The organism is Amycolatopsis sp. NPDC104587 (assembly GCF_055583645.1).
The window spans coordinates 13,906-32,786 of the sequence record NZ_JBVJNO010000015.1; the positions used below are offsets into that span (position 1 = coordinate 13,906).

The 18,881-nt window shown below is 71.8% G+C and carries 22 protein-coding genes; 10 read left to right on the forward strand and 12 right to left on the reverse strand.

Going from position 1 to position 18,881, the window contains the following annotated elements; all coding sequences use genetic code 11:
* The first annotated feature begins 312 nt into the window (after positions 1-312).
* Genes ACZ61C_RS37375 through ACZ61C_RS37385 form a run of 3 tightly spaced genes read left to right on the forward strand, consistent with a single transcriptional unit; the run spans position 313 to position 3,014 of the window.
* Positions 313-2,364: an ATP-dependent DNA helicase gene (locus ACZ61C_RS37375; protein ID WP_465312631.1), complete on the forward strand. Its 2,052-nt coding sequence runs from the start codon at positions 313-315 to the stop codon at positions 2,362-2,364.
* A gap of 58 nt (positions 2,365-2,422) precedes the next feature.
* A complete protein-coding gene (locus tag ACZ61C_RS37380; protein WP_465312632.1) occupies positions 2,423-2,764 on the forward strand; it encodes a hypothetical protein in 342 nt (113 codons plus the stop codon).
* Position 2,765: 1 nt separating this feature from the next.
* Entirely contained in the window at positions 2,766-3,014 is a 249-nt protein-coding gene (locus tag ACZ61C_RS37385) for a hypothetical protein (protein ID WP_465312633.1), read from the forward strand.
* On the opposite strand, the gene ACZ61C_RS37390 is transcribed toward ACZ61C_RS37385, so the two are convergent.
* The 4 genes from ACZ61C_RS37390 to ctaD all read right to left on the reverse strand — a co-directional run bounded on the left by ACZ61C_RS37390 (position 3,011) and on the right by ctaD (position 7,341).
* Entirely contained in the window at positions 3,011-3,415 is a 405-nt protein-coding gene (locus ACZ61C_RS37390) for an OsmC family protein (RefSeq protein WP_465312634.1), read from the reverse strand. The two genes, ACZ61C_RS37385 and ACZ61C_RS37390, sit on opposite strands and share 4 nt — an antisense overlap.
* A 16-nt stretch (positions 3,416-3,431) precedes the next feature.
* Positions 3,432-4,211 (reverse strand): peptidyl-tRNA hydrolase, encoded by a 780-nt coding sequence (locus ACZ61C_RS37395; protein ID WP_465312635.1) that lies wholly within the window; start codon positions 4,209-4,211, stop codon positions 3,432-3,434.
* A complete protein-coding gene (gene serB / locus ACZ61C_RS37400; RefSeq protein WP_465312636.1) occupies positions 4,208-5,437 on the reverse strand; it encodes a phosphoserine phosphatase SerB in 1,230 nt (409 codons plus the stop codon). Before serB ends, ACZ61C_RS37395 begins: the two co-directional genes overlap by 4 nt.
* A 116-nt stretch (positions 5,438-5,553) precedes the next feature.
* Entirely contained in the window at positions 5,554-7,341 is a 1,788-nt protein-coding gene (gene ctaD, locus ACZ61C_RS37405) for an aa3-type cytochrome oxidase subunit I (protein WP_465312637.1), read from the reverse strand.
* A 134-nt stretch (positions 7,342-7,475) separates the two neighbouring features.
* Here ctaD and ACZ61C_RS37410 point away from each other — a divergent pair, with 134 nt between their 5' ends.
* Positions 7,476-8,297: a phosphotransferase gene (locus ACZ61C_RS37410; protein ID WP_465312639.1), complete on the forward strand. Its 822-nt coding sequence runs from the start codon at positions 7,476-7,478 to the stop codon at positions 8,295-8,297.
* Here ACZ61C_RS37410 and ACZ61C_RS37415 read toward each other — a convergent pair.
* The gene (locus tag ACZ61C_RS37415) at positions 8,285-9,046 is read right to left on the reverse strand and encodes an alpha/beta fold hydrolase (RefSeq protein WP_465312640.1); all 762 of its coding nucleotides are present in this window, start codon (positions 9,044-9,046) and stop codon (positions 8,285-8,287) included. The two genes, ACZ61C_RS37410 and ACZ61C_RS37415, sit on opposite strands and share 13 nt — an antisense overlap.
* On the opposite strand from ACZ61C_RS37415, the gene ACZ61C_RS37420 reads away from it, so the two are divergent.
* A complete protein-coding gene (locus tag ACZ61C_RS37420) occupies positions 9,045-9,584 on the forward strand; it encodes a GNAT family N-acetyltransferase (protein WP_465312641.1) in 540 nt (179 codons plus the stop codon). The genes ACZ61C_RS37415 and ACZ61C_RS37420 overlap by 2 nt on opposite strands.
* 31 nt (positions 9,585-9,615) lie before the next feature.
* Here ACZ61C_RS37420 and ACZ61C_RS37425 read toward each other — a convergent pair whose 3' ends face one another.
* The 3 genes from ACZ61C_RS37425 to ACZ61C_RS37435 all read right to left on the reverse strand — a co-directional run bounded on the left by ACZ61C_RS37425 (position 9,616) and on the right by ACZ61C_RS37435 (position 12,456).
* On the reverse strand, positions 9,616-9,921 hold the full coding sequence (locus ACZ61C_RS37425; RefSeq protein ID WP_465312642.1) for a hypothetical protein: 306 nt from the start codon (positions 9,919-9,921) through the stop codon (positions 9,616-9,618).
* Positions 9,922-10,136: 215 nt separating this feature from the next.
* A complete protein-coding gene (locus ACZ61C_RS37430; protein ID WP_465312643.1) occupies positions 10,137-11,237 on the reverse strand; it encodes an NAD/NADP octopine/nopaline dehydrogenase family protein in 1,101 nt (366 codons plus the stop codon).
* Between the two features lie 94 nt (positions 11,238-11,331).
* Positions 11,332-12,456: an alkaline phosphatase family protein gene (locus tag ACZ61C_RS37435; RefSeq protein WP_465312644.1), complete on the reverse strand. Its 1,125-nt coding sequence runs from the start codon at positions 12,454-12,456 to the stop codon at positions 11,332-11,334.
* Between the two features lie 45 nt (positions 12,457-12,501).
* Here ACZ61C_RS37435 and ACZ61C_RS37440 point away from each other — a divergent pair, with 45 nt between their 5' ends.
* Positions 12,502-12,708, forward strand: coding sequence for an FmdB family zinc ribbon protein (locus ACZ61C_RS37440; protein ID WP_465312645.1), 207 nt, complete (start codon positions 12,502-12,504; stop codon positions 12,706-12,708).
* Here the strand turns inward: ACZ61C_RS37440 and ACZ61C_RS37445 are convergent.
* Positions 12,705-13,823 (reverse strand): trans-sulfuration enzyme family protein, encoded by a 1,119-nt coding sequence (locus ACZ61C_RS37445; protein ID WP_465312646.1) that lies wholly within the window; start codon positions 13,821-13,823, stop codon positions 12,705-12,707. The two genes, ACZ61C_RS37440 and ACZ61C_RS37445, sit on opposite strands and share 4 nt — an antisense overlap.
* A gap of 58 nt (positions 13,824-13,881) precedes the next feature.
* Here ACZ61C_RS37445 and ACZ61C_RS37450 point away from each other — a divergent pair, with 58 nt between their 5' ends.
* Positions 13,882-14,358, forward strand: coding sequence for an Lrp/AsnC family transcriptional regulator (locus ACZ61C_RS37450; protein WP_465312647.1), 477 nt, complete (start codon positions 13,882-13,884; stop codon positions 14,356-14,358).
* 2 nt (positions 14,359-14,360) lie between these two features.
* On the opposite strand, the gene ACZ61C_RS37455 is transcribed toward ACZ61C_RS37450, so the two are convergent.
* Complete coding sequence (locus ACZ61C_RS37455) at positions 14,361-14,885, reverse strand: P-loop NTPase family protein (RefSeq protein WP_465312648.1); 525 nt, start codon at positions 14,883-14,885, stop codon at positions 14,361-14,363.
* A complete protein-coding gene (locus tag ACZ61C_RS37460) occupies positions 14,869-15,333 on the reverse strand; it encodes an Lrp/AsnC family transcriptional regulator (protein ID WP_465312649.1) in 465 nt (154 codons plus the stop codon). The genes ACZ61C_RS37455 and ACZ61C_RS37460 overlap by 17 nt, the downstream gene beginning before the upstream one ends.
* 93 nt (positions 15,334-15,426) lie before the next feature.
* Between ACZ61C_RS37460 and ACZ61C_RS37465 the strand changes: the two genes are divergently transcribed.
* Genes ACZ61C_RS37465 through tsaA form a run of 3 tightly spaced genes read left to right on the forward strand, consistent with a single transcriptional unit; the run spans position 15,427 to position 17,098 of the window.
* Entirely contained in the window at positions 15,427-16,266 is an 840-nt protein-coding gene (locus ACZ61C_RS37465; RefSeq protein WP_465312650.1) for an LLM class flavin-dependent oxidoreductase, read from the forward strand.
* Positions 16,263-16,691 (forward strand): nucleoside deaminase, encoded by a 429-nt coding sequence (locus ACZ61C_RS37470; protein ID WP_465312651.1) that lies wholly within the window; start codon positions 16,263-16,265, stop codon positions 16,689-16,691. The genes ACZ61C_RS37465 and ACZ61C_RS37470 overlap by 4 nt, the downstream gene beginning before the upstream one ends.
* Entirely contained in the window at positions 16,688-17,098 is a 411-nt protein-coding gene (gene tsaA / locus ACZ61C_RS37475; protein WP_465312652.1) for a tRNA (N6-threonylcarbamoyladenosine(37)-N6)-methyltransferase TrmO, read from the forward strand. Before ACZ61C_RS37470 ends, tsaA begins: the two co-directional genes overlap by 4 nt.
* On the opposite strand, the gene ACZ61C_RS37480 is transcribed toward tsaA, so the two are convergent.
* Positions 17,099-18,865, reverse strand: coding sequence for a 3-hydroxyacyl-CoA dehydrogenase family protein (locus ACZ61C_RS37480; protein ID WP_465312653.1), 1,767 nt, complete (start codon positions 18,863-18,865; stop codon positions 17,099-17,101).
* Between the last annotated feature and the right edge of the window lie 16 nt (positions 18,866-18,881).

An 18,881-nucleotide genomic window follows, 5' to 3' on the forward strand; every position in this document is an offset into this window, starting at 1 on the left:
CTCTGTTGGGCTCGAAGGGGGCTTCTCCGCGACTGTCGCGGGGAGGTCCCCTTCGCCGTTGACTGCAGGCCCGACCTTTGCGGGGAACCCTTTCGCCGCACCCACCACCCAACTTCTGGCGCGCCGCTTCCTCCCTCGTCGCGCCCAGCCCAGTCACCCACGCGCCAGGCCTCGTCACCGCAGGCCACCCCGGCTCCGCGCCCGGCGAGCGTCCGCCACACCGCCCCGCACCCCAGCCCTTCCCGAGCGGCGCGAGTGGCCCGTTCGCGACGGATCACCGATCCTGTCGGGCCCGGCGGCTAATGTGTCGCTGTGCCCGCTCGAACTGATTTCCCCGGCGTCCTCGAACTCCTCACCCACGCGGTGGAGTCCGTCGGCGGCGCCGAGCGTCCGGGGCAGGTCGAGATGGCCGACGCGGTCGGCCGCGCCATCCGCACCGGTGAGCACCTGGCCGTGCAGGCCGGCACCGGCACCGGCAAGTCCTTGGCCTACCTCGTGCCCGCGATCCGCCACGCCGTCGAAAAGGAAGCCACGGTCGTGGTCTCCACGGCCACGATCGCGCTGCAGCGCCAGCTCGTCGACCGCGACCTGCCGCGCCTCGCGAAGGCGCTGAAGAAGCCGCTCGGCCGCGAACCGACCTTCGCGATCCTCAAGGGCCGTCGCAACTACATGTGCTTGCACCGGCTGGACTCCGGCGCGCCGGACGAGCCGGAGGACGCCCAGCTCTTCGACCCGTTCGCGGTGTCGCGCCTCGGCAAAGAGGTCACGCGGCTGCGGGAGTGGGCGTCGGACACCGAAACCGGCGACCGCGACGAGCTCGTTCCGGGTGTCACCGACCAGGCGTGGCGCCAGGTATCGGTAACGGCGAAGGAATGTCTCGGCGCTTCGCGCTGCCCAATCGGCACGGACTGCTTCGCCGAGAAGGCCCGCGCCGAGGCCGGCCGCGCCGACGTCATCATCACCAACCACGCGCTGCTGGCCATCGACGCGCTGCAGGGCTACCAGGTGCTGCCGGACCACGACGTCGTGATCATCGACGAGGCCCACGACCTCGTCGACCGGGTCACCTCGGTCGCCACGGGCGAGCTGACCAGCGCGATGTGCGCGTCCGCCGCCCGCCGCTGCGGCAAGCTGATCGACGCCGACGTCGCCGACGGCCTCCTGGAGGCGGGAGACGGCCTGGCGCTGATCGTCGACGACCTGCCCGCGGGCCGGATGGACCAGCTGCCGCAGCCGCTGAAGGGCGCCATCCCGGCGGTCCGCGACGCCGCGCACCGGTGCATCACCTCACTGGGCTCGGACCGCAAGGAGGACGTCGAAGGGGCCACCGCGCGCAAGCTGGCGCGCTCGCTGCTCGACGAGGTGCACGACACCGCGGTCCGCCTGCTGGAGGCGTTCGACGACGACCAGGCGCACCAGCGTGACGTCGTCTGGCTCTCCGGCGACAAGTACTCGTCGAACCCGCGGCCGCCGGCGCTGAAGGTCGCGCCGCTGGGCGTGGCCGGGCTGCTGCGCGAGCGGGTGTTCAACCAGCACACGACGATCCTGACGTCGGCGACGCTGACCCTGGGCGGCACGTTCGACACGATGGCGCGCCAGTGGGGGCTCCCGCCGGCCGCGGCGCGCGTGGAGCAGGCGCCGGGCGCCGCGACGGAGAAGGAAGTCCCGTCGGACGTCGACTCCGGCCCGAAGTGGACCGGCCTGGACGTCGGCTCGCCGTTCGACCACAAGCGCAACGGGATCCTCTACCTGGCCAAGCACCTGCCGCCGCCGGGGCGCGACGGCCTCGCATCGTCCACAATGGACGAACTGGCCGAGCTGGTCGAGGCCGCCGGCGGGCGCACCCTGGGCCTGTTCTCCTCGATGCGCGCGGCCAAGCAGGCCGCCGAGGAGATGCGCGGACGGCTCGACTTCCCGATCCTCTGCCAGGGCGAGGACGCGACGTCGCTGCTGGTCCAGAAGTTCTCCGAAGATGTCCGCACGTGCCTGTTCGGCACGCTCAGCCTGTGGCAGGGCGTGGACGTGCCCGGGCCGTCGCTGCAGCTCGTGGTGGTCGACCGGATCCCGTTCCCGCGCCCGGACGACCCGGTTTCCTCGGCGCGCCAGCGCGCGGTGGAAGCCCGCGGCGGCAACGGCTTCCTCACCGTGGCGGCGACGCACGCGGCGCTGCTGCTGGCGCAGGGCACCGGCCGGCTGCACCGGTCGGTCACCGACCGCGGGGTGGTCGCGGTGCTGGATTCGCGGCTGGCGAACGCCCGCTACGGCGGATTCCTCCGTGCGTCCCTGCCGCCGTTCTGGCCGACGATGGATCCGAAGGTGGCGCGTGACGCCCTGCGCCGGCTGGACGCAGCCGCGCCCGCATGACGCGGTCCACAACACCGACCGGTACGGTGAAGCAACCGAAGCAGCAAGGGAGCACCGGTTGAGCCAGGATTCCTCCAGCGCCCAGTCCCGGACCGTCAGCGTCGACGACACCGGCGTGCGACGGCGGCTCGCGGACGGCAGCGAAGAGGCCGTCACGTGGTCCGACCTGTCATCGGTGATGGTGCGGGTGATCCCGGACGGCCCGTGGAACGAAGACGTCTTCTTCATGCTGGTGGGCACCGACGGCAAGGGCACGGCGATCCCCAGCGGCGACCCGGCGGCCGACGCGCTGATCGAGCGCCTGCAGGCGCTTCCGGGCTTCGACAACGAGAAGTTCATCGAAGCCATGACCACGGACGCCGACCAGGCCTACGTGGTCTGGGAATCCAGCGAGAACTGAGATGCGCTGTCCCGCCTGCGGTGCCGAAGGCAGCCTGAGCCCGCTCGGCAAGCTGGTCAGCACCACCCCGCACGGGGGCAGCCCGCAACTGCGCTTCAAGCGGCGGAACGCGATCCACTCCGAGCCGGCGTTCACCGCCAAGCTGGCGCGCGCGTGCGGCGAGTGCGGGGTCCTGCTGCCGTTCCTGGACTTCCAGCAGCGCAGCACGCTCGCCACCGCGATGGACGAGCTGATCCCGTACGACCGTTAGGCCTCCGGGAAGCTCTCCGTCACCGGGATCCCCTTCTTGAGCGTCCGGCTCACCGTGCAGAGCCGCTCGATCGCCCGGTCCACCGCGCCGGCCAGCGCTTCCCGCTGGTCCTCCGCCAGTGTCGACACGTCGACATCGAAGGCGACGTGGACCGCGTCCAGCTCCGAAGCGCCCTCACGCCGGTCGGCCGTGACGGCGACGCGGAACTTCGCGTCTTCGCCGATCCGCCGGGTGATCAGCTCTTCGGCCGTCACCGCGCTGCAGCCCGCGGCCGCGATCTGCAGCAGCTCCGCGGGTGAGAACGCCCCTTCGGCGCCCGTGCGGCCCAAGCGGACCTCGGCGCCCCTCTCGTTGCGGCCGACGAAGGAGTGCTGCCCGTCGCGCTGTACTTCGAGTCCCATGCCCGCTCCAACCGGCTCAGGAAGCTGCTTGTTCCGGCTCCCACTGGGCAAGAACCGTGAGGGTGCCGGGGTCGACCTCGGTGAACCCCGCGTCCCGCACGGCGACCACGCGGTCGCGTCGCCACGCGCCTTCGGGGTCGTCGCCGGGGTGCAGCTCCTTCCACCGCGCCTCGCTCGCCGTGCGCACCGCCGTCCGGTAACCCCGCTCGGCCCAGGCGGCCCGCTCGGCGTCGCCCAGCAGCGCGGCGAGGATCATCGTGGCGTGCCCGACCTGGGCCGCGGCCTTGCCGACGGTCATCGGCGTGTGCGGGTTGAGCAGGAGCAGCGGCACGCCGGCCGGGACCGGGCCCGGCTCGTCCGGCGGCAGCTCGCTGCCCGAGATCTGCAGCCGCGCGATCTCCTTGGGCGTCTCGGTGACCAGGCCGGGCACCAAGGCCCGCGCTTGGGCGCCGTCGACCTCGACGGTGATGCCGGGGAAGGCTTGGGCCACCGCCCAGTGCGCGCCCCGCGCGCGGCGGGCGACCTTCCGGATCCGGTTGTCGAGCCACGCGTGCATCGGCTCGGCCCACTCCCCGCCGGGCTCGGCGCGCTCGTCGAGGCAGACGGCGAGCGCGGCCGCCGCCGCGGCCTCCAGCAGGGCGGTGCGGGCCGGCGGCTCGGCGCGTTCGATGCGCAGGATCACCGGCATCGCCCGGACTTCCTCCGGGAGCTCGTCGGAGGTGTCCGACGTGTCTTCGGCCGGGAGCCCCAGCCAGTAGGCGTACCGGGCGCCCAGCGGGTCGAGAACGCTGCTCATGGACGCAGCAGCTCGAGGCCGTCGGCGGCGTCGGCCGCTTCGACCTCGCCCCGGGTCAGGCCGAGCACGAACAGCACGGCGTCGAGGTACGGGTGCGACAGCGCGGTGTCGGCCACCTCACGCAGCGCGGGCTTGGCGTTGAACGCGACGCCCATGCCGGCCGCCGAAAGCATGTCGATGTCGTTCGCGCCGTCCCCGACCGCGACGCACTGCTCGAGCGGGATGTCGTACTCGCCGGCGAAGCGGCGAAGCACCTTCGCCTTGCCCGCGCGGTCGACGATCTCGCCGACCACCTTGCCGGTCAGCTTGCCGCCGACGATCTCGAGCTCGTTCGCCGCCGCGAAGTCCAGGCCGAGGTCCTCGACCAGGCTGCCGATGACCTGCGTGAACCCGCCGGACACCACCCCGGTCTTGAACCCCATCCGCTTGAGCGTGCGGATGGTCGTGCGCGCTCCCGGTGTCAGCTCGATCGACGCGGCGACCTCGTCGATCGCCGTCGCGGGCAGGCCCTCCAGCAGCGCGACCCGCTGCTCCAGCGACTCGGTGAAGTTCAGCTCGCCACGCATGGCCGCCTCGGTGATCTCGCGGATCTCCGGCTCGACCCCGGCGTGCGCGCCCAGCATCTCGATGACCTCACCCTGGATCAGGGTCGAGTCGACGTCGAAGACGACCATCCGCTTCGCGCGCCGGGTGATCCCGGCCCGCTCGACGGCGATGTCGATCCCGGCCTCGACCGCGGCGTCGGCGAGCTCCGAGCGCAGGGCGGCGTCCGCTTCCGGCGTGTCCTGGTCGACCGAGACGTACAGCTCCAGGCCGGTCACCGGGTAGTCGGCGACACTGCGGATCGCGTCGATGTTGGCGCCGAGCGACGCCAGCCGGCGCGCGACCTCGGAAAAGCCCCGCGCGGTGACCGGGCGGCCCAGCACGACCAGGACGTGGGTGGAGTCGCGGCGGCCGAGCGCGAACGGGTCGTCCCCGATGGCCGCCCCGATGGTGACGTCGACCTGCATGCCGACCGACGCCATCGCCTGCTCGACCGACTCCTGCAGGCCCTCGGGGTCGCGGTAGACCCCGGCGAGCACCCCGAGCACGAGCCGTCCGCGGATGACGACCTGCTCCACGTCGAGCACGTCGACGTCGTGCCGGGTCAGCACGGCGAACAGCACGGACGAGACACCGGGCTTGTCGGGGCCGGTCGTCGTGATCAGGACGGGCGTCTGGCTCACTGGTCATCCCTCGTTCGGCAACGCTGCACGGTCAGTCTGCCGGTCCGGACCCGGACACAAGTAGAGCGCGTGCCCGGCTTCACAAAAGCCGGGCACGCGCTCACTCGATCAGGGTCCTACTTGTCGCCTTGCTCGCTCGCGTTGTCGTTCGAGTGGTCTCCCGGGATCAACGCCTCGGTGAGCACCTGCGACGGCGCCCGGTGGCCTTCGGCCCTCTGCTTCCCGAAGAAGCCGATCTCACCCTCGCTGTGGATGCGCTCGATCATGTGCGGGTAGTGCAGCTCGAAGGCCGGCCGTTCGGAGCGGATCCGGGGCAGCTCGGTGAAGTTGTGCCGCGGCGGCGGGCAGGACGTCGCCCACTCGAGCGAGTTGCCGTAGCCCCACGGGTCGTCCACCGTGACGATCTCGCCGTACCGGTAGCTCTTGAAGACGTTCCAGATGAACGGCAGCGTCGAGGCGCCGAGGATGTACGCGCCGATCGTGGAGATCGTGTTCAGCGTCGTGAAGCCGTCACTGGTCAGGTAGTCCGCGTACCGCCGCGGCATGCCCTCCGCGCCCAGCCAGTGCTGGACGAGGAACGTGCCGTGGAAGCCGATGAACGTGGTCCAGAAGTGCCACTTGCCGAGCTTCTCGTCCATCATCCGGCCGGTGATCTTCGGGAACCAGAAGTAGATGCCGGCGAAGGTGGCGAACACGATCGTGCCGTAGAGCACGTAGTGGAAGTGCGCGACGACGAAGTAGCTGTCCGACACGTGGAAGTCGATCGCCGGCGCGGCCAGCAGGATGCCGGTCAGGCCGCCGAAGAGGAACGTGACGATGAAGCCCATCGAGAAGATCATCGGCGTCTCGAAGGACAGCTGGCCCTTCCACATCGTGCCGATCCAGTTGAAGAACTTCACGCCGGTCGGGACCGCGATCAGGAACGTCATGAAGGAGAAGAACGGCAGCAGCACGGCGCCGGTGGCGTACATGTGGTGCGCCCACACCGCGACCGACAGCGCCGCGATGGCCAGCGTCGCCCAGACCAGGCTCTTGTAGCCGAACATGGGCTTGCGGCTGAAGACCGGGAAGATCTCCGACACGATCCCGAAGAACGGTAGCGCGACGATGTAGACCTCTGGATGGCCGAAGAACCAGAAGAGGTGCTGCCAGAGGATCACCCCGCCGTTTTCGGGGTCGAACACGTGCGCACCCAGATGCCGGTCCGCCAGCAGGCCCATCAGGGCCGCGGTCAGGATCGGGAAGGCGAGCAGGATCAGGATCGACGTCACCAGGATGTTCCAGGTGAAGATCGGCATCCGGTACATCGTCATACCGGGCGCACGCAGGCAGACCACGGTGGTGACCATGTTGACCGCACCGAGGATGGTGCCGAGACCGGAGACCACCAGGCCGGAGATCCACAGGTCCGCGCCGACGCCCGGCGAGTGGATCGCGTCCGACAGCGGGGTGTAGGCGAACCAGCCGAAGTCGGCGGCGCCACCCGGCGTCAGGAAGCCCGACAGCACGATCAGGCCGCCGAAGAGGTACAGCCAGTAGGAGAACGCGTTGAGCCGCGGGAACGCGACGTCCGGCGAGCCGATCTGGAGCGGCAGGATGAAGTTCGCGAACCCGAAGAGGATGGGCGTCGCGTACAGCAGCAGCATCACCGTGCCGTGCATGGTGAAGAGCTGGTTGTACTGCTCCTGCGAAAGGAACTGCTGCCCGGGGCGCGCCAGCTCGGTACGGATGAGCATGGCCATCGCGCCGCCCGCCATGAAGAAGGCGAACGACGTGACCAGGTACATGATCCCGATCTGCTTGTGGTCCGTCGTGCGGAACAACCGCAGCAGGTACGAACCCTTGACCGACTCGTGCGCGGGGTACGGGCGCGTCGCGATCGGCTTGGGGGCTACGGCCGTCACTCCTGCCTCCAACACTTGAAACCTTGTGGTGGTCATCGTCGCGCCACCGGCCCGGGAACACCCGGTCCGACGGCTTAGGGGGATCGTAGCCCTCGCTACCGACAGTCGCGCGCACCGGCTGGCAAGATCGGTCCGTGGCCGACGAATACACGCGCGCCGCGGTTCGCGCGGCACTGACCGTGACCTCGCGGCTGGGCCTGCGCGAGCACGAGCCGGAGGTGCTCCACGAGCGCTCGAACGTGCTGGTGAAGCTGGGTCCGCTGGTCGCGCGGGTGCCGGGGACCACCCGCCTGGCGCGGCCCGGTCCGGCGTGGCAGGAGCGGGACGTGGCGCTGTCCCGGTTCCTCACCGAACGTGGTGTGCTCGTCGTCTCACCGGCCACGGATCCCCCGGCCGGGCCGCATTTCGCCGAGGGCCTGCCGGTCACGCTCTGGCACCACACCCCGCACGATCCGGACCACCGGTACGCACCGGACGTCGTCGCGCGCTCGCTCGCCGAAGTGCACGCGGCGTTGCGGGAGTATCCCGGCGAACTGCCCCGGCGCGGCCCGCTCGACGACCTCGAGCGCATCTTCGAGCGGCAGGACCTCGACGGCGAAACACCCCGGTTGCGCGCGGAGGCGGCCCGCCTCGCCGCGACGCTCCCGGACGTCGCCGTGCAGCCGCTGCACGGCGACGCACACCCCGGGAACCTGATCGCGACGCCGACGGGCCCGTGCTGGCTGGACTTCGAGGACACCTGGCTCGGCCCGCTGGCCTGGGACCTGGGGATCCTCGGCCGGCAGGGCGGCCCGGAGCTCCTCGCCGCCTACCCCGGTTCGTTCGACGAGACCGCCCTCGAGCCGTGGGTCCGCGTGCGGGAGCTGTACTCGGTCGTGTGGCACCACGTCGTCGCGATCCGGTTCCCGCACCGGCTCCCCGGCGCCCGGTCGGCGCTCGCCGCCTACTTCTCCTGAGTCGCCGGGTACCAGGACAGGATCGCCTCGACCACGCCCGCCGGGTCCTCCAGCGGGGTCAGGTGCCCGGCGTCCGGCAGCACCACGAGCGTCGAGCCGGGCATGGCCTCGCTCATCGCGCTCGCCGCCTCGACCGGCGTGATCGGGTCCTGCTCGCCGACGACGACCAGCGCGGGCACCTTCGCTTCCCGGAGCAGGTCGAGCGAATCCGGCCGGGTCCGCAGGGCCAGCGCCGTCCACGAGATCCCGGCGGGCGGCTGCGACTCGATGATCTCCCGGACGGTTTCGACGATCTCGGGACGTTCCTCGCGCGTCGACTCGGCCAGCAGGTTCGGCAGGTTGGCCTCGGCCAGCCAGCCCTTGATGCCTTCTTCTTCGACTCGCCTGGCGACGTCCAGCCGGCTCTGCGCGGCCTCGGGCGTGTCCGGCGCGGCCTTGGTGTCGATGAGGACGAGCCCGCCGACCCGCTCCGGCGCCAGCCGCAGCACGGCCATCGCGAGGTAACCGCCCATCGAGCAGCCGCCGAGCACGACGCGGTCCAGCTCCAGGCGGTCGAGCAGGGCGACGACGTCGCGCGCGGCGTCTTCGAGGCTCGGTTCCCGGTCCGAGTCCGGCAGCGGTGAGCGGCCCAGCCCGCGCTGGTCCGGAGTGATCACCCGAAGGTGTGAAGCGAGGGGCTCGCGCACCGCGTTCCACATGCGGGCGTCCAGGGGAAAGGCGTGGAGGAGGACCAGCGGCAGTTCGGTCATGCGCGCCATTTTGTCGGACCCCCGCGCTAGCTTCGCCGATGTGTTCACCGACATCGAAACCGACCGGCTGCTGCTGCGTCCGCTCCACGAGGCGGACCGGCGGGCGATGGTCGACATCCACACCGATCCGCGCACCAACCGGTTCCACCCCGACCCGCCCGACGTGCCGGCCGCGTCGGCGATGTTCTCGGACTGGCTGGCGCACTGGGCCGAGCACGGCTTCGGCTACCCCGCGGTGACCGAACGCGGGGGCGCCGAGGTGCTCGGCATGTGCGGCGTGCGGCTGCGGGAGTTCCACGGCGAGAAGGTGCTGAACCTCGGCTACCGGTTCCGGCCCTCGGCGTGGGGCAAGGGTTACGCGGTCGAGGCCGGGCTGGCGGTGCTCGAGTGGTGCGCCCGCGACCTGCCGTCGGTGCCGGTGCTGGCGAGCGTGAGCATCGCGAACAAGCCGTCGCTGCGGGTGGCGGAGCGGCTCGGCTTCACCGAGTACACGGAGGAGATGTACGACGGCGCGATGTCGCGCCACTACCGGCGCTGAGCCGGGCGGTGTTTGACAACTCCAGAGCGAATCAACGGCGGCGTTGCGGCCGCCGCCGCGCACGGGCTTCCCAGCAGGGCCGGTGCCAGTGCCGGCGGTCGGCGACCGAGCCGGTCTCGTCGGCGGGCCAGACGACGAGGTGCGGGGTGCCGGGCCGGATCTCGTGGTCACAGCCGGGACAGCGGTAGAACTTGGTGGCCTGCGAGCCGGGCACGGTCCGCACGAGCCAGTCCCCGTCGGCCCCGGCTTCCGCACGGGCCCAGCCGGTCGCGGCGCCGAGCTCGCGTTCGGGCGGCCCGCCGTCCGCCCGGCGGCCGGGACGATTCCGTCGAGGCACCCCCGAACGGTATCTCCCGCCCACCCACCCCCGACGCGACCTCCACCCCACGCGTCGTCTACCTGAGTACGCGTGTCGACCCTCCAATCACGAGTGTCGACCTTCCAATCACACGTGATGCCCCCTCAATCACACGTGATGCCCCTCCAATCACGCGAGATGCCCGCTCAATCACGCGAGATGCCTGTCCAGTCACGCGTGATGCCCGTCGGCGCTCAGGCCGCACGCTCCGCCACCCGGTCACCGGCCCGCAACCGGCGCAGGATGCCGTCGTGGCCGAGGCCTTCCCAGCCGAGCCGGTCCAGTGTCCGGCCGGTCCGGCGGAAGTCCTCACCGCCGAGCACGGACATGATCGTGATCGCGGCGTCGACCATCGGCGTGGCGACGCCGGCGCACCGCGCGAGCGCCTGCAGCGGCACGAGCGTCGAGCGGATGTCCTCGCTGAGGAACCGGTGGTCGAGGCTGGTCGGCGCGGCGATCGTCCGGTACGGCTCCACGGTCCGCAACGCGTCGAGCAGCGTCGTGGCCGGGCAGCCGTAGTAGCGGTCGAGGACCTCGGTCATGGGCAGCAGCCGCGCACCGTACGCCCGGGCGACGGCGGCGAACTCGGCCTCGGTGCGCTCCAGCAGGGCGATCGTCCGCGGCGAGACGCCTTCGACGTAGAAGAGCAGCTCCTCGGCGCGGTCGATGGTGCCGAGGTTGGCCAGCGCGATCGGCACGTGCGCGACCGCGCCGAAGTCGTGCAGCCCGCGTTCGACGGGGTTGCGCGCGACCTCCAGCATCGGGAACCACTCGCGCAGCAGCCCGGCGTGCCGTCCGACGGCGGCCGCGGTGCACCCGGAGACCAGGTTCCAGCCCTTGACGCCGAGCACGCGCACCCCGTCGGTCCCGGCCGGCCGCGCGGCGAACAGCGCGTCCGTCTCGACGACGTCGACCGCCGGCGCCCCGGCGGCGGCGAGCGCGTGGGCGAACTCGACGCTCCCGCAGAGCTTGCTGGAGAACAGCACCACGACCTGCCCGGCGCCGAGGTGCGGCGCGAGCCGGGCGGCGACCTCCGGGTAGGCGGTGGTCACGGTCGCGACCAGCACGACGGCGCGGCCGCCCAGCCCGGCCGGGTCCGCGGTCACCTCACGGAGCGGGAACCGCCCGTCGAGCACCCCACGCGCGGCGATCTCCCGGCGACGCGCGATCTCCGCCACGGCCCGGAGATCCCGGGTGTACAGGTGCACCGGCAACCCCCGCGAAGCGAGGTACGCCGCCACGGCCCGTCCCTCGCCGCCCGCGCCGACCACGCCGATCCCGTCCAGCACGCTCATCCCGCCCACTCCCCGTCGATCCGGTACGCAGTGGACAGGTCGGCACACCGGCGGGGAAAGTTCCCGCCAGCGCACATTCCCGGAAATCGGGACGTCAGCCCTGCGCGAGCGCCAGCGGGACCAGCTGCTCGGCGGTGGTCAGCGAACCGTGCTGCCCGACCAGCGACGTCTCGACGGCCTCGGCGAGCCCCCGCACCATCCCGAACCGCCCGCGCGCGGCCGCGACGACGTCGCCGATCCGCGGCAGCACCCGGTCGCTGACCGTGTGCCCGAACCACCCCTCGGCGACGGCTTCCTCCCGCGACCGCACCCACGCCCGCTCGCCCAGCACCGCCCGCCAGGCCGCGAGGACGTCCGCGGCCGCGCCCGGCTCGGTGTAGACGTGCCGGGCCCGCACCTCGCCCCCGAAGGTCCGGACGCCGGACAGCAGCTCCGGCACGTCTTCGAGGTCGAGCTTGTCCTCGACGGTCACCATCCCGTGGTCGGCCACCACCGCGAGCAGGGCGCCGGCCGGCAGACCGTCCACAAGGGACTCGACGAGCCGGTCGATCTGCCGCAGCTGCATCCGCCACGCGGTCGAACCCGGGCCGTAGACGTGCCCGAGCAGGTCGAGCTCGCTGTGGTAGGCGTAGCAGAACGCACGCCCGTCGAGCACCGACAACGTCCGCGCGGCGAGGTCGCCCAGCGCGTGCACCCCGGCGTAGCGCGCGCCGCCCTGGGTGGCCATCGTCAGTGCGGTGTCGCGGAACTTCGCGGACGACACCACCGCGGCGTCGATGCCTGCCGCGGCCGCCCGTTCGAACGTCGTCGCCAGCGGCTGCACCTCACGCGGCGGGAGCGCGCCCCGCAGGTCGCTGCCGTCGTCGTGGCTGCACCAGCGCAACGCGTTGAGCACGCCTGTGCCCGGCATTTCGAAGGTGTAGCCGACCATCCCGTGCTCACCCGACGCGAGCCCGGTCCCGATCGCGGCCAGCCCGGCGGCCGTCGTCGACGGGAAGCCGACGCGCAGCGACTCCCGGGCGAGCTCGGTCAGCACCGGGGCGTCCGCGGCGTGCTCGGCGAGCAGCTCCCAGCCGAGCCCGTCGACGAGCAGCACCCCCGCACTGCGCGCCTCCGGCAGCGTCAGCGTGTTCGCGCAGCCGGGCACCCCCAGCGCGGCGAGCAGGGACGGGACGACCTGGCCGAGGTGCGGGACGCCGGCGAGCGAAGGGGGCTGCACGCGCCCAGCTTCCCATCCGCGGGCCCCTCCGGCGATAATCGCGGCATGCCGACCTACGCCTACCGCTGCCGCGAGTGCACCGAGACCTTCGAGCTCCTGCGCCCGATGAGCGAATCGAGCGCACCGGCGGCCTGCCCGGAGGGCCACGACGACACCGTCAAGCTGCTCACCACCGTCGCCCTGACCGGGGCCGCGAGTGGTCCCGCGGCCCCGGCCGGCGGTGGCTGCTGCGGCGGCGGTTGCTGCGGCTAAACCGCCTTCAGCGCCTGCTCGAGGTCGTGCCAGAGGTCCTCGACGTCCTCGAGCCCGGCCGACAACCTGATCAGCTGGTCGGACACCCCGGCGTCGTGCCGGTCGCCGGCGTCGACGATCCGGTGGCTGATCGAGCCCGGGTGCTGGATCAGCGTGTCGACGCTGCCGAGGCTGACGGCCGGCGTGATCAGCCGGACCGCGCCGATGAGGGCGTGCGGGTCGCCGTCGACCTCGAACGCCACCAGCGGCCCGCCCAGCCGCGGGTAGTGGACGGCCGTCACCGCCGGGTGGTCGCCGAGCCGCGCGGCCAGCGTCGCCGCGGTGGCGGACGCCGCGTTCACGCGCAGCGGCAGCGTGGAAAGCCCGCGCAGCAACAGGTATCCGGCCAGCGGGTGCAGCACACCGCCGGTGGCGAAGCGGATCTGCCGCAGCCGCGCGGCCTCCGAGGCGTCACACGCGACGATCCCGCCCATCACGTCGCCGTGGCCGCCGAGGAACTTCGTCGCGCTGTGCAGCACGATCCGCGCGCCGTGCCGGCCGGGGCGCTGGAGCACCGGTGTCGCGAAGGTGTTGTCCACCACCAAAGGCACGTCACCGCAGGCCGCGGCCAGCGCGGCGATGTCGACCTCGGCGAGCGTCGGGTTGGCCGGGGTTTCGACGAACACCAGGCCCGTGTCGGGCCGGAGCGCGGCGGCGACGGCGTCGGGCGCGGCCCACGTGACCTCGGTGCCGAGCAGACCGGACTCCAGCAGGTGGTCACTGCAGCCGTAGAGCGGGCGGACCGCGACGACGTGCCGTTTCCCTTGCGCCACGGCGGAAAGCAAGCAGGCCGAGACGGCGGCCATCCCACTGGCGAACGCGACGCCGTGCTCGAAGCCCTCGAGCTCGGCCAGCGCGCGCTCGAACCGTTCGACGGTCGGGTTGCCGACGCGGCCGTAGATCGGCGGGCCGTCGACCGCGCCCCCGGCGGCGAACTCGTCGATCCGGGCGGCTTCGGCGGCGCTGTCACGGGACGGGTAGGTCGTGGACAGGTCGAGCGGGGCGGCGTGCACGCCGAGGTCCGTGAGGTCATCGCGGCCGGCGTGGACGGCTCGGGTGCGCAGAGCGGAAGTCATACGAGCATGCTCGATCTTTCCCCGGATCGAAGGCAACAGTCTCGGATATCATTCGCCGATGCCCGATTCCGTCGAACTGAGCCCGGTGGACCTCGAAATTCTGCGGTTGCTGCAGAACGATGCCCGGATCACCAACAAGGACCTGGCGGCCGCCGTCGGCATCGCGCCGTCAACGTGCCTGGACCGGGTGGCCCGGCTGCGGGACACCGGCGTGATCACCGGCCAGCACGCCTCGGTCGACGCGGCGAAGCTGGGGCGGCCGCTGGAGGCGTTCCTGTTCGTCCAGGTGCGCCCGCACCGGCGGCCGCTGGTGGACCCGTTCGTCGCGCACCTGCTGTCCCTGCCGGAGGTGCGCGCGGTCTACCACCTGACCGGGCCGGACGACTTCCTCGCGCACGTCGCGACCAGCTCCGCCGCCGAACTGCAGCGGCTGGTCCTCGACGAGCTGACCGCGCGCGACGAGGTCGCCCGGGTGCACACGAACCTGGTGTTCCAGCACTGGAGCGGCGGGCCGCTGCTACCGCCGAGCTCCTGACGTCACAGCGTTTCCAGCCACCGGCGGGTCCCGCGTGGGGACGTCAGCCGGACGACCGCGGGGCACGGCGGTTCGGCGGCCCACATCCGGATCCGTGCCCGCTTCCGCGCGAACGACGCGAAGTGCCAGCGGATGATCGAGTCCGCGGAGAACATCTGGCGGAGCGACTCGACGTTGCCGTTGCAGATGCGCTCGCGGGTCAGCGAGCGCCAGGCCGTCCGGCGCACCAGGCGGCCCAGCGAAAGCCAGCGCGGGTAGTCGAGACCCACGATGAGCTGCACGCGGGGCAGCACGACGTCCGCCCACCTGGTGTACGCGGCGTCGAGGACCCAGCGCTCCCCCGCGCACACCTCGGCGATGCGGCGGCGCTGCTCGTCGTCGGGGACCGCGACCCAGCCCGGCAGCCAGGTGAGGTCGTCGGCCGAGACGTACGGGAGGCCGGTGCGTTCGGCGATGCGGGCCGCGAGCGTCGACTTGCCCGAGCCGGTCACGCCGTAGACGACGATGCGCTCAGGACTCGAGGTCACGGGCGGCTTCCTGCGGCCCGCGGTAGGGCAGGGTCTGGCTGTACACGACGTTCGTGGTCGTGCTGCCGAACTGGGCCAGCTCGTCCATGGTGTGCTCCAGATGGGCCATGGACGCCGCGGCGATCTTGAGCGTGTAGCAGTCGTCGCCGGTGGTGCGCAGGCACTCCAGGATCTCGAAGCGCTCGGCGAGCAGCTTGTGCAGCGGCTCGTGGCGGCTGCCGGGGTACTTGAGCCGGACGACGGCGAGCACCGGGTAGCCGACCTTGCCGAGGTCGATGTCCGCGCGGTAGCCGGTGATCACCCCGGCGGTCTCGAGCCGCCGGAGCCGTTCGGTGGCCGCGGACGCGCTGAGGTTCACCCGCCGGCCGAGCTCGGTGAGCGGCAGCCGGGCGTCCCGCTGGAGCTCGACGAGGATGGTCCAGTCCGTCGGGTCGAGACTCTCGGTCATCGGCCGAACATACCGCGAGATCCACGGCGAAAGCGTCCCAACGCCGTGATCGTTCCCTTCCGATCAGGACGTACGCATCGATAGCCTTTCCCGGTGAAGATCGGCGTGAACGTCCCCAACTTCGGCCCCGGCACGGACCCGGGCGCGCTGCGCGCGTGGGCGCAGACGGTCGAGGGGCTCGGCTACGACCTGCTGATGGTGTCCGACCACGTCGCGATCACCCACGACGTCGCCGGCCAGTACCCGGCGCCGTTCTACGAGCCGTTCACGACGCTGTCCTGGCTGGCCGGGATCACCAGCCGGGTGCGGCTGGGCACCACCGTGCTGGTCGTGCCGTACCGCCACCCGCTGCTGGTGGCCCGGATGGCGGCGAACCTCGACGCGCTCAGCGGCGGCCGGCTGGTGATCGGCGCCGGGATCGGCTGGGCGAAGCAGGAGTTCGACGCGCTGGGCGTGCCGTTCGAGCGGCGCGGGAAGCTCACCACCGAGTACCTGCGGGCGATCCGCGCGGCCTGGGCCGACCACGACGACTACCGCGCCGGCCCGATCCCGCTGTGGCTCGGCGGGCACAGCGACGCCGGCCTGCGCCGGGCGCTGGAGCTCGGCGACGCGTGGCACCCGCTGCGGATGACCATGCCGGGCTTCCGGGAGTCGTTGGCGCGCCTGGAAAAGCTGGCCGGTGACCGGCCCGTGCCGTCGTTCGCGCCGCGGATCCTCCTGCGGGTCACCGGCGCCCCGGTGACCGGGCCGGACCGGCGCGCCGGCGAAGGCACTCTCGACCAGGTCCTCGACGACCTGGCGCAGCTGCGGGACCTGGGCGCGGACACCGTCGTGCTCGACCCGTTCGACTCGGACCCCGCCGAAACCCTCCACCCGGAGGCGGCGTGGCGTGACCTCGCGGCGGTGGCCGCGGCCTGGAAGGAGATCCGGTGAACGACACCGAACTGACGTTGCTGCGGCGGGCGATCGAGCTGGCGCGGGAGGCGCGCGAAGAGCACGGCAACCCGCCCTTCGGCTCCCTGCTGGCCGACGCGGACGGCCAGGTCCTGGTCGAAGACCGCAACACGTCGTTGACGGACAACGACATCACGGCCCACCCGGAGCTGAAGCTGGCCCGCTGGGCGGCCCAGAACCTGACCCCGGAAGCCGCGGCGGCGACCACGATGTTCACCAGCACGCAGCCGTGCGGGATGTGCACCGGCGCGATCGAGCGGTCCGGGCTGGGGCGGGTCGTCTACGCGCTCTCGACCGAGCAGTTCCTCACGCTGCGCCCGCCGGTCACCTGGGGCGACCACAAGCTGGAGGGCCCGGCCCTGTTCGACGAAGCCCGGGTCCCGGTCGAGGGCTACTACCAGTGACGAGCTACGACGTCCGCCCGGTGGCACGGGTGGAGTCGCCGCTGTCGGACCGTTCGACGGCCCCGAAACAAGGTGACGAAGGAGCACCTCCGGCCCGCGTGGTGATCGCGCCCGAGTTCCACCACGCGGCAGCCGACCTCCGCCCCGGCGACCGCCTGGTCCTCCTCACCTGGCTGCACGAAGCCGACCGGGCGGTCCAGACGGTCCATCCGCGCGGCGACCCGGATCGTCCGAGCACCGGCGTGTTCTCGACCCGCTCACCGGACCGCCCGAACCCGATCGGCCTCCACGTGGTCACGGTGACGGCGGTCGAGAACGGAACGCTCACGGTGACGGGCCTGGAGGCGATCGACGGCACCCCGGTGCTCGACGTGAAACCGGTCCTCGGCGAGGTGGCCGCCCGCTGATCAGTAGTCCTTGAAGCCCTTCCCGGTCTTCCGGCCCAGCCGCCCGGCCGTCACGAGGTGTTCCAGCAGCGGCGCCGGCGCGAAGCCCTCTTCGCGGAACTCGTTGTACAGCGTCCGCTGGATGGCGAGCGAGACGTCCAGGCCCACGACGTCGAGGAGCTCGAACGGACCCATCGGCAGGCCGCAGCCGACCTTCATCGCCGTGTCGATGTCGTTCGCACCCGCGTAGTGCGCCTCGAGCATCTTCACCGCGTCGTTGAGGTACGGGAACAGCAACGCGTTGACGATGAAGCCGGCCCGGTCACCGCAGTGGACGGCGTGCTTGCCGACCGCGCCGCAGACCGCGTTCGCCGTCGCCACCACGTCCGGGTCGGTCGCGATCGTCGAGACGACCTCCACCAGCTTCATCACCGGGGCCGGGTTGAAGAAGTGGAGACCGACCACGTCGGACGGCCGGGACGTCGCCGCCGCGCATTCGATCACCGGGAGCGAGGACGTCGTCGTGGCGAGGACCGCGCCGGGGCGCACCACCTCGTCCAGCGCGGCGAACACCGCCTGCTTCACGGAAAGCTCTTCGGCCACCGCCTCGACGACCAGGTCGACGTCGGCCAGTGCCTCGAAGTCGGTGACCGGGGTGATCCGCGCCAGCGCGGCGGCCGCGTCCTCTTCGGACAGCTTGCCCTTGACCACGGCCTTGTCGAGCGACTTCTTCACCTTCGCGACGGACGCCTGCGCCTTCTCCAGGCTGCGGGCGCGCAGCACGACGTCGAGGCCGCGCTTCGCGAACACCTCCGCGATGCCGGTGGCCATCGTGCCGGTGCCGACCACGCCCACCCGCGCGACCGGACGCGGTGGCACGGAGTCCACAGTGGACGCGCTGCCGGAGTCGACCACCGTGGGCGAGTCCGGGGCATCGTAGGTGTAGAAGCCACGGCCGGTCTTGCGGCCGAGCAGGCCCGCCGTGATCATCTGCTTGAGCAGCGGCGCCGGCGCGTGCAGGCGGTTGCGGGACTGGTGGTACATCGTGTCGAGGATTTCGTACGCGGTGTCGAGCCCGATCAGGTCCAGCAGCGCCAACGGCCCCATCGGGTAGCCGCAGCCGAAGCGCATCGCGGCGTCGAGATCCTCGCGCGTCGCGTAACGCTGCTCGTACATCCGCACGGCGTGGTTGAGGTAGCCGAACAGCAGCGCGTTCGCGATGAACCCGGCCCGGTCGCCGATCACCACCGGCGTCTTCCCGAGCCGTTCGGCGAACGCGACGATCTCGGCGACCACCTCCGGCTCGGTGACCACCGTCTTCACGATCTCGACGAGCTTCAGCACCGGTGCCGGGTTGAAGAAGTGCATGCCGACGACCTTGCCGGGCCGCGCGGTGTGCACGCCGATCTCGGTGATCGACAGCGAGGAGGTGTTGGACACGAACACGACGTCCGGCCGGGTGACCTTGTCCAGCTCGGTGAACACCTCGGCCTTCAGCTCGAGGCTTTCCGGGATCGCCTCGATCACGAGGTCCACTTCGGACAGATCCGACAGCGAGGTGCTGTACCGGATGCGCTCCAGCAACGCCTCGCGGCCGGGCTCGTCGAGCTTGCCGCCGGAGAGCGCCCGTTCGGTGGAGTGCCGCAGGTGGCCGCGGCCCCGCTCGAGTCCCGGCTGGTCGAGCTCGACCGTGACGACGTCGAGCCCGCTGCGCGCGAGCACTTCGGCGATGCCGGCCCCCATGGTGCCCAGGCCGACCACTCCGACCGTCGAGATGTCCCGCGCCATCGAGGCCTCCAGAGAT

Bases quoted from the DNA above. Each gene is read 5' to 3' on its own strand.
- ACZ61C_RS37385 (WP_465312633.1), top strand. From the start codon at position 2,766: ATGCGCTGTCCCGCCTGCGGTGCCGAAGGCAGCCTGAGCCCGCTCGGC.
- ACZ61C_RS37390 (WP_465312634.1), bottom strand. From the start codon at position 3,415: ATGGGACTCGAAGTACAGCGCGACGGGCAGCACTCCTTCGTCGGCCGC.
- ACZ61C_RS37395 (WP_465312635.1), bottom strand. From the start codon at position 4,211: ATGAGCAGCGTTCTCGACCCGCTGGGCGCCCGGTACGCCTACTGGCTG.
- ACZ61C_RS37420 (WP_465312641.1), top strand. From the start codon at position 9,045: ATGCGCGCCATTTTGTCGGACCCCCGCGCTAGCTTCGCCGATGTGTTC.
- ACZ61C_RS37415 (WP_465312640.1), bottom strand. From the start codon at position 9,046: ATGACCGAACTGCCGCTGGTCCTCCTCCACGCCTTTCCCCTGGACGCC.
- ACZ61C_RS37430 (WP_465312643.1), bottom strand. From the start codon at position 11,237: ATGAGCGTGCTGGACGGGATCGGCGTGGTCGGCGCGGGCGGCGAGGGA.
- ACZ61C_RS37440 (WP_465312645.1), top strand. From the start codon at position 12,502: ATGCCGACCTACGCCTACCGCTGCCGCGAGTGCACCGAGACCTTCGAG.
- ACZ61C_RS37445 (WP_465312646.1), bottom strand. From the start codon at position 13,823: ATGACTTCCGCTCTGCGCACCCGAGCCGTCCACGCCGGCCGCGATGAC.
- ACZ61C_RS37450 (WP_465312647.1), top strand. From the start codon at position 13,882: ATGCCCGATTCCGTCGAACTGAGCCCGGTGGACCTCGAAATTCTGCGG.
- ACZ61C_RS37460 (WP_465312649.1), bottom strand. From the start codon at position 15,333: ATGACCGAGAGTCTCGACCCGACGGACTGGACCATCCTCGTCGAGCTC.
- ACZ61C_RS37480 (WP_465312653.1), bottom strand. From the start codon at position 18,865: ATGGCGCGGGACATCTCGACGGTCGGAGTGGTCGGCCTGGGCACCATG.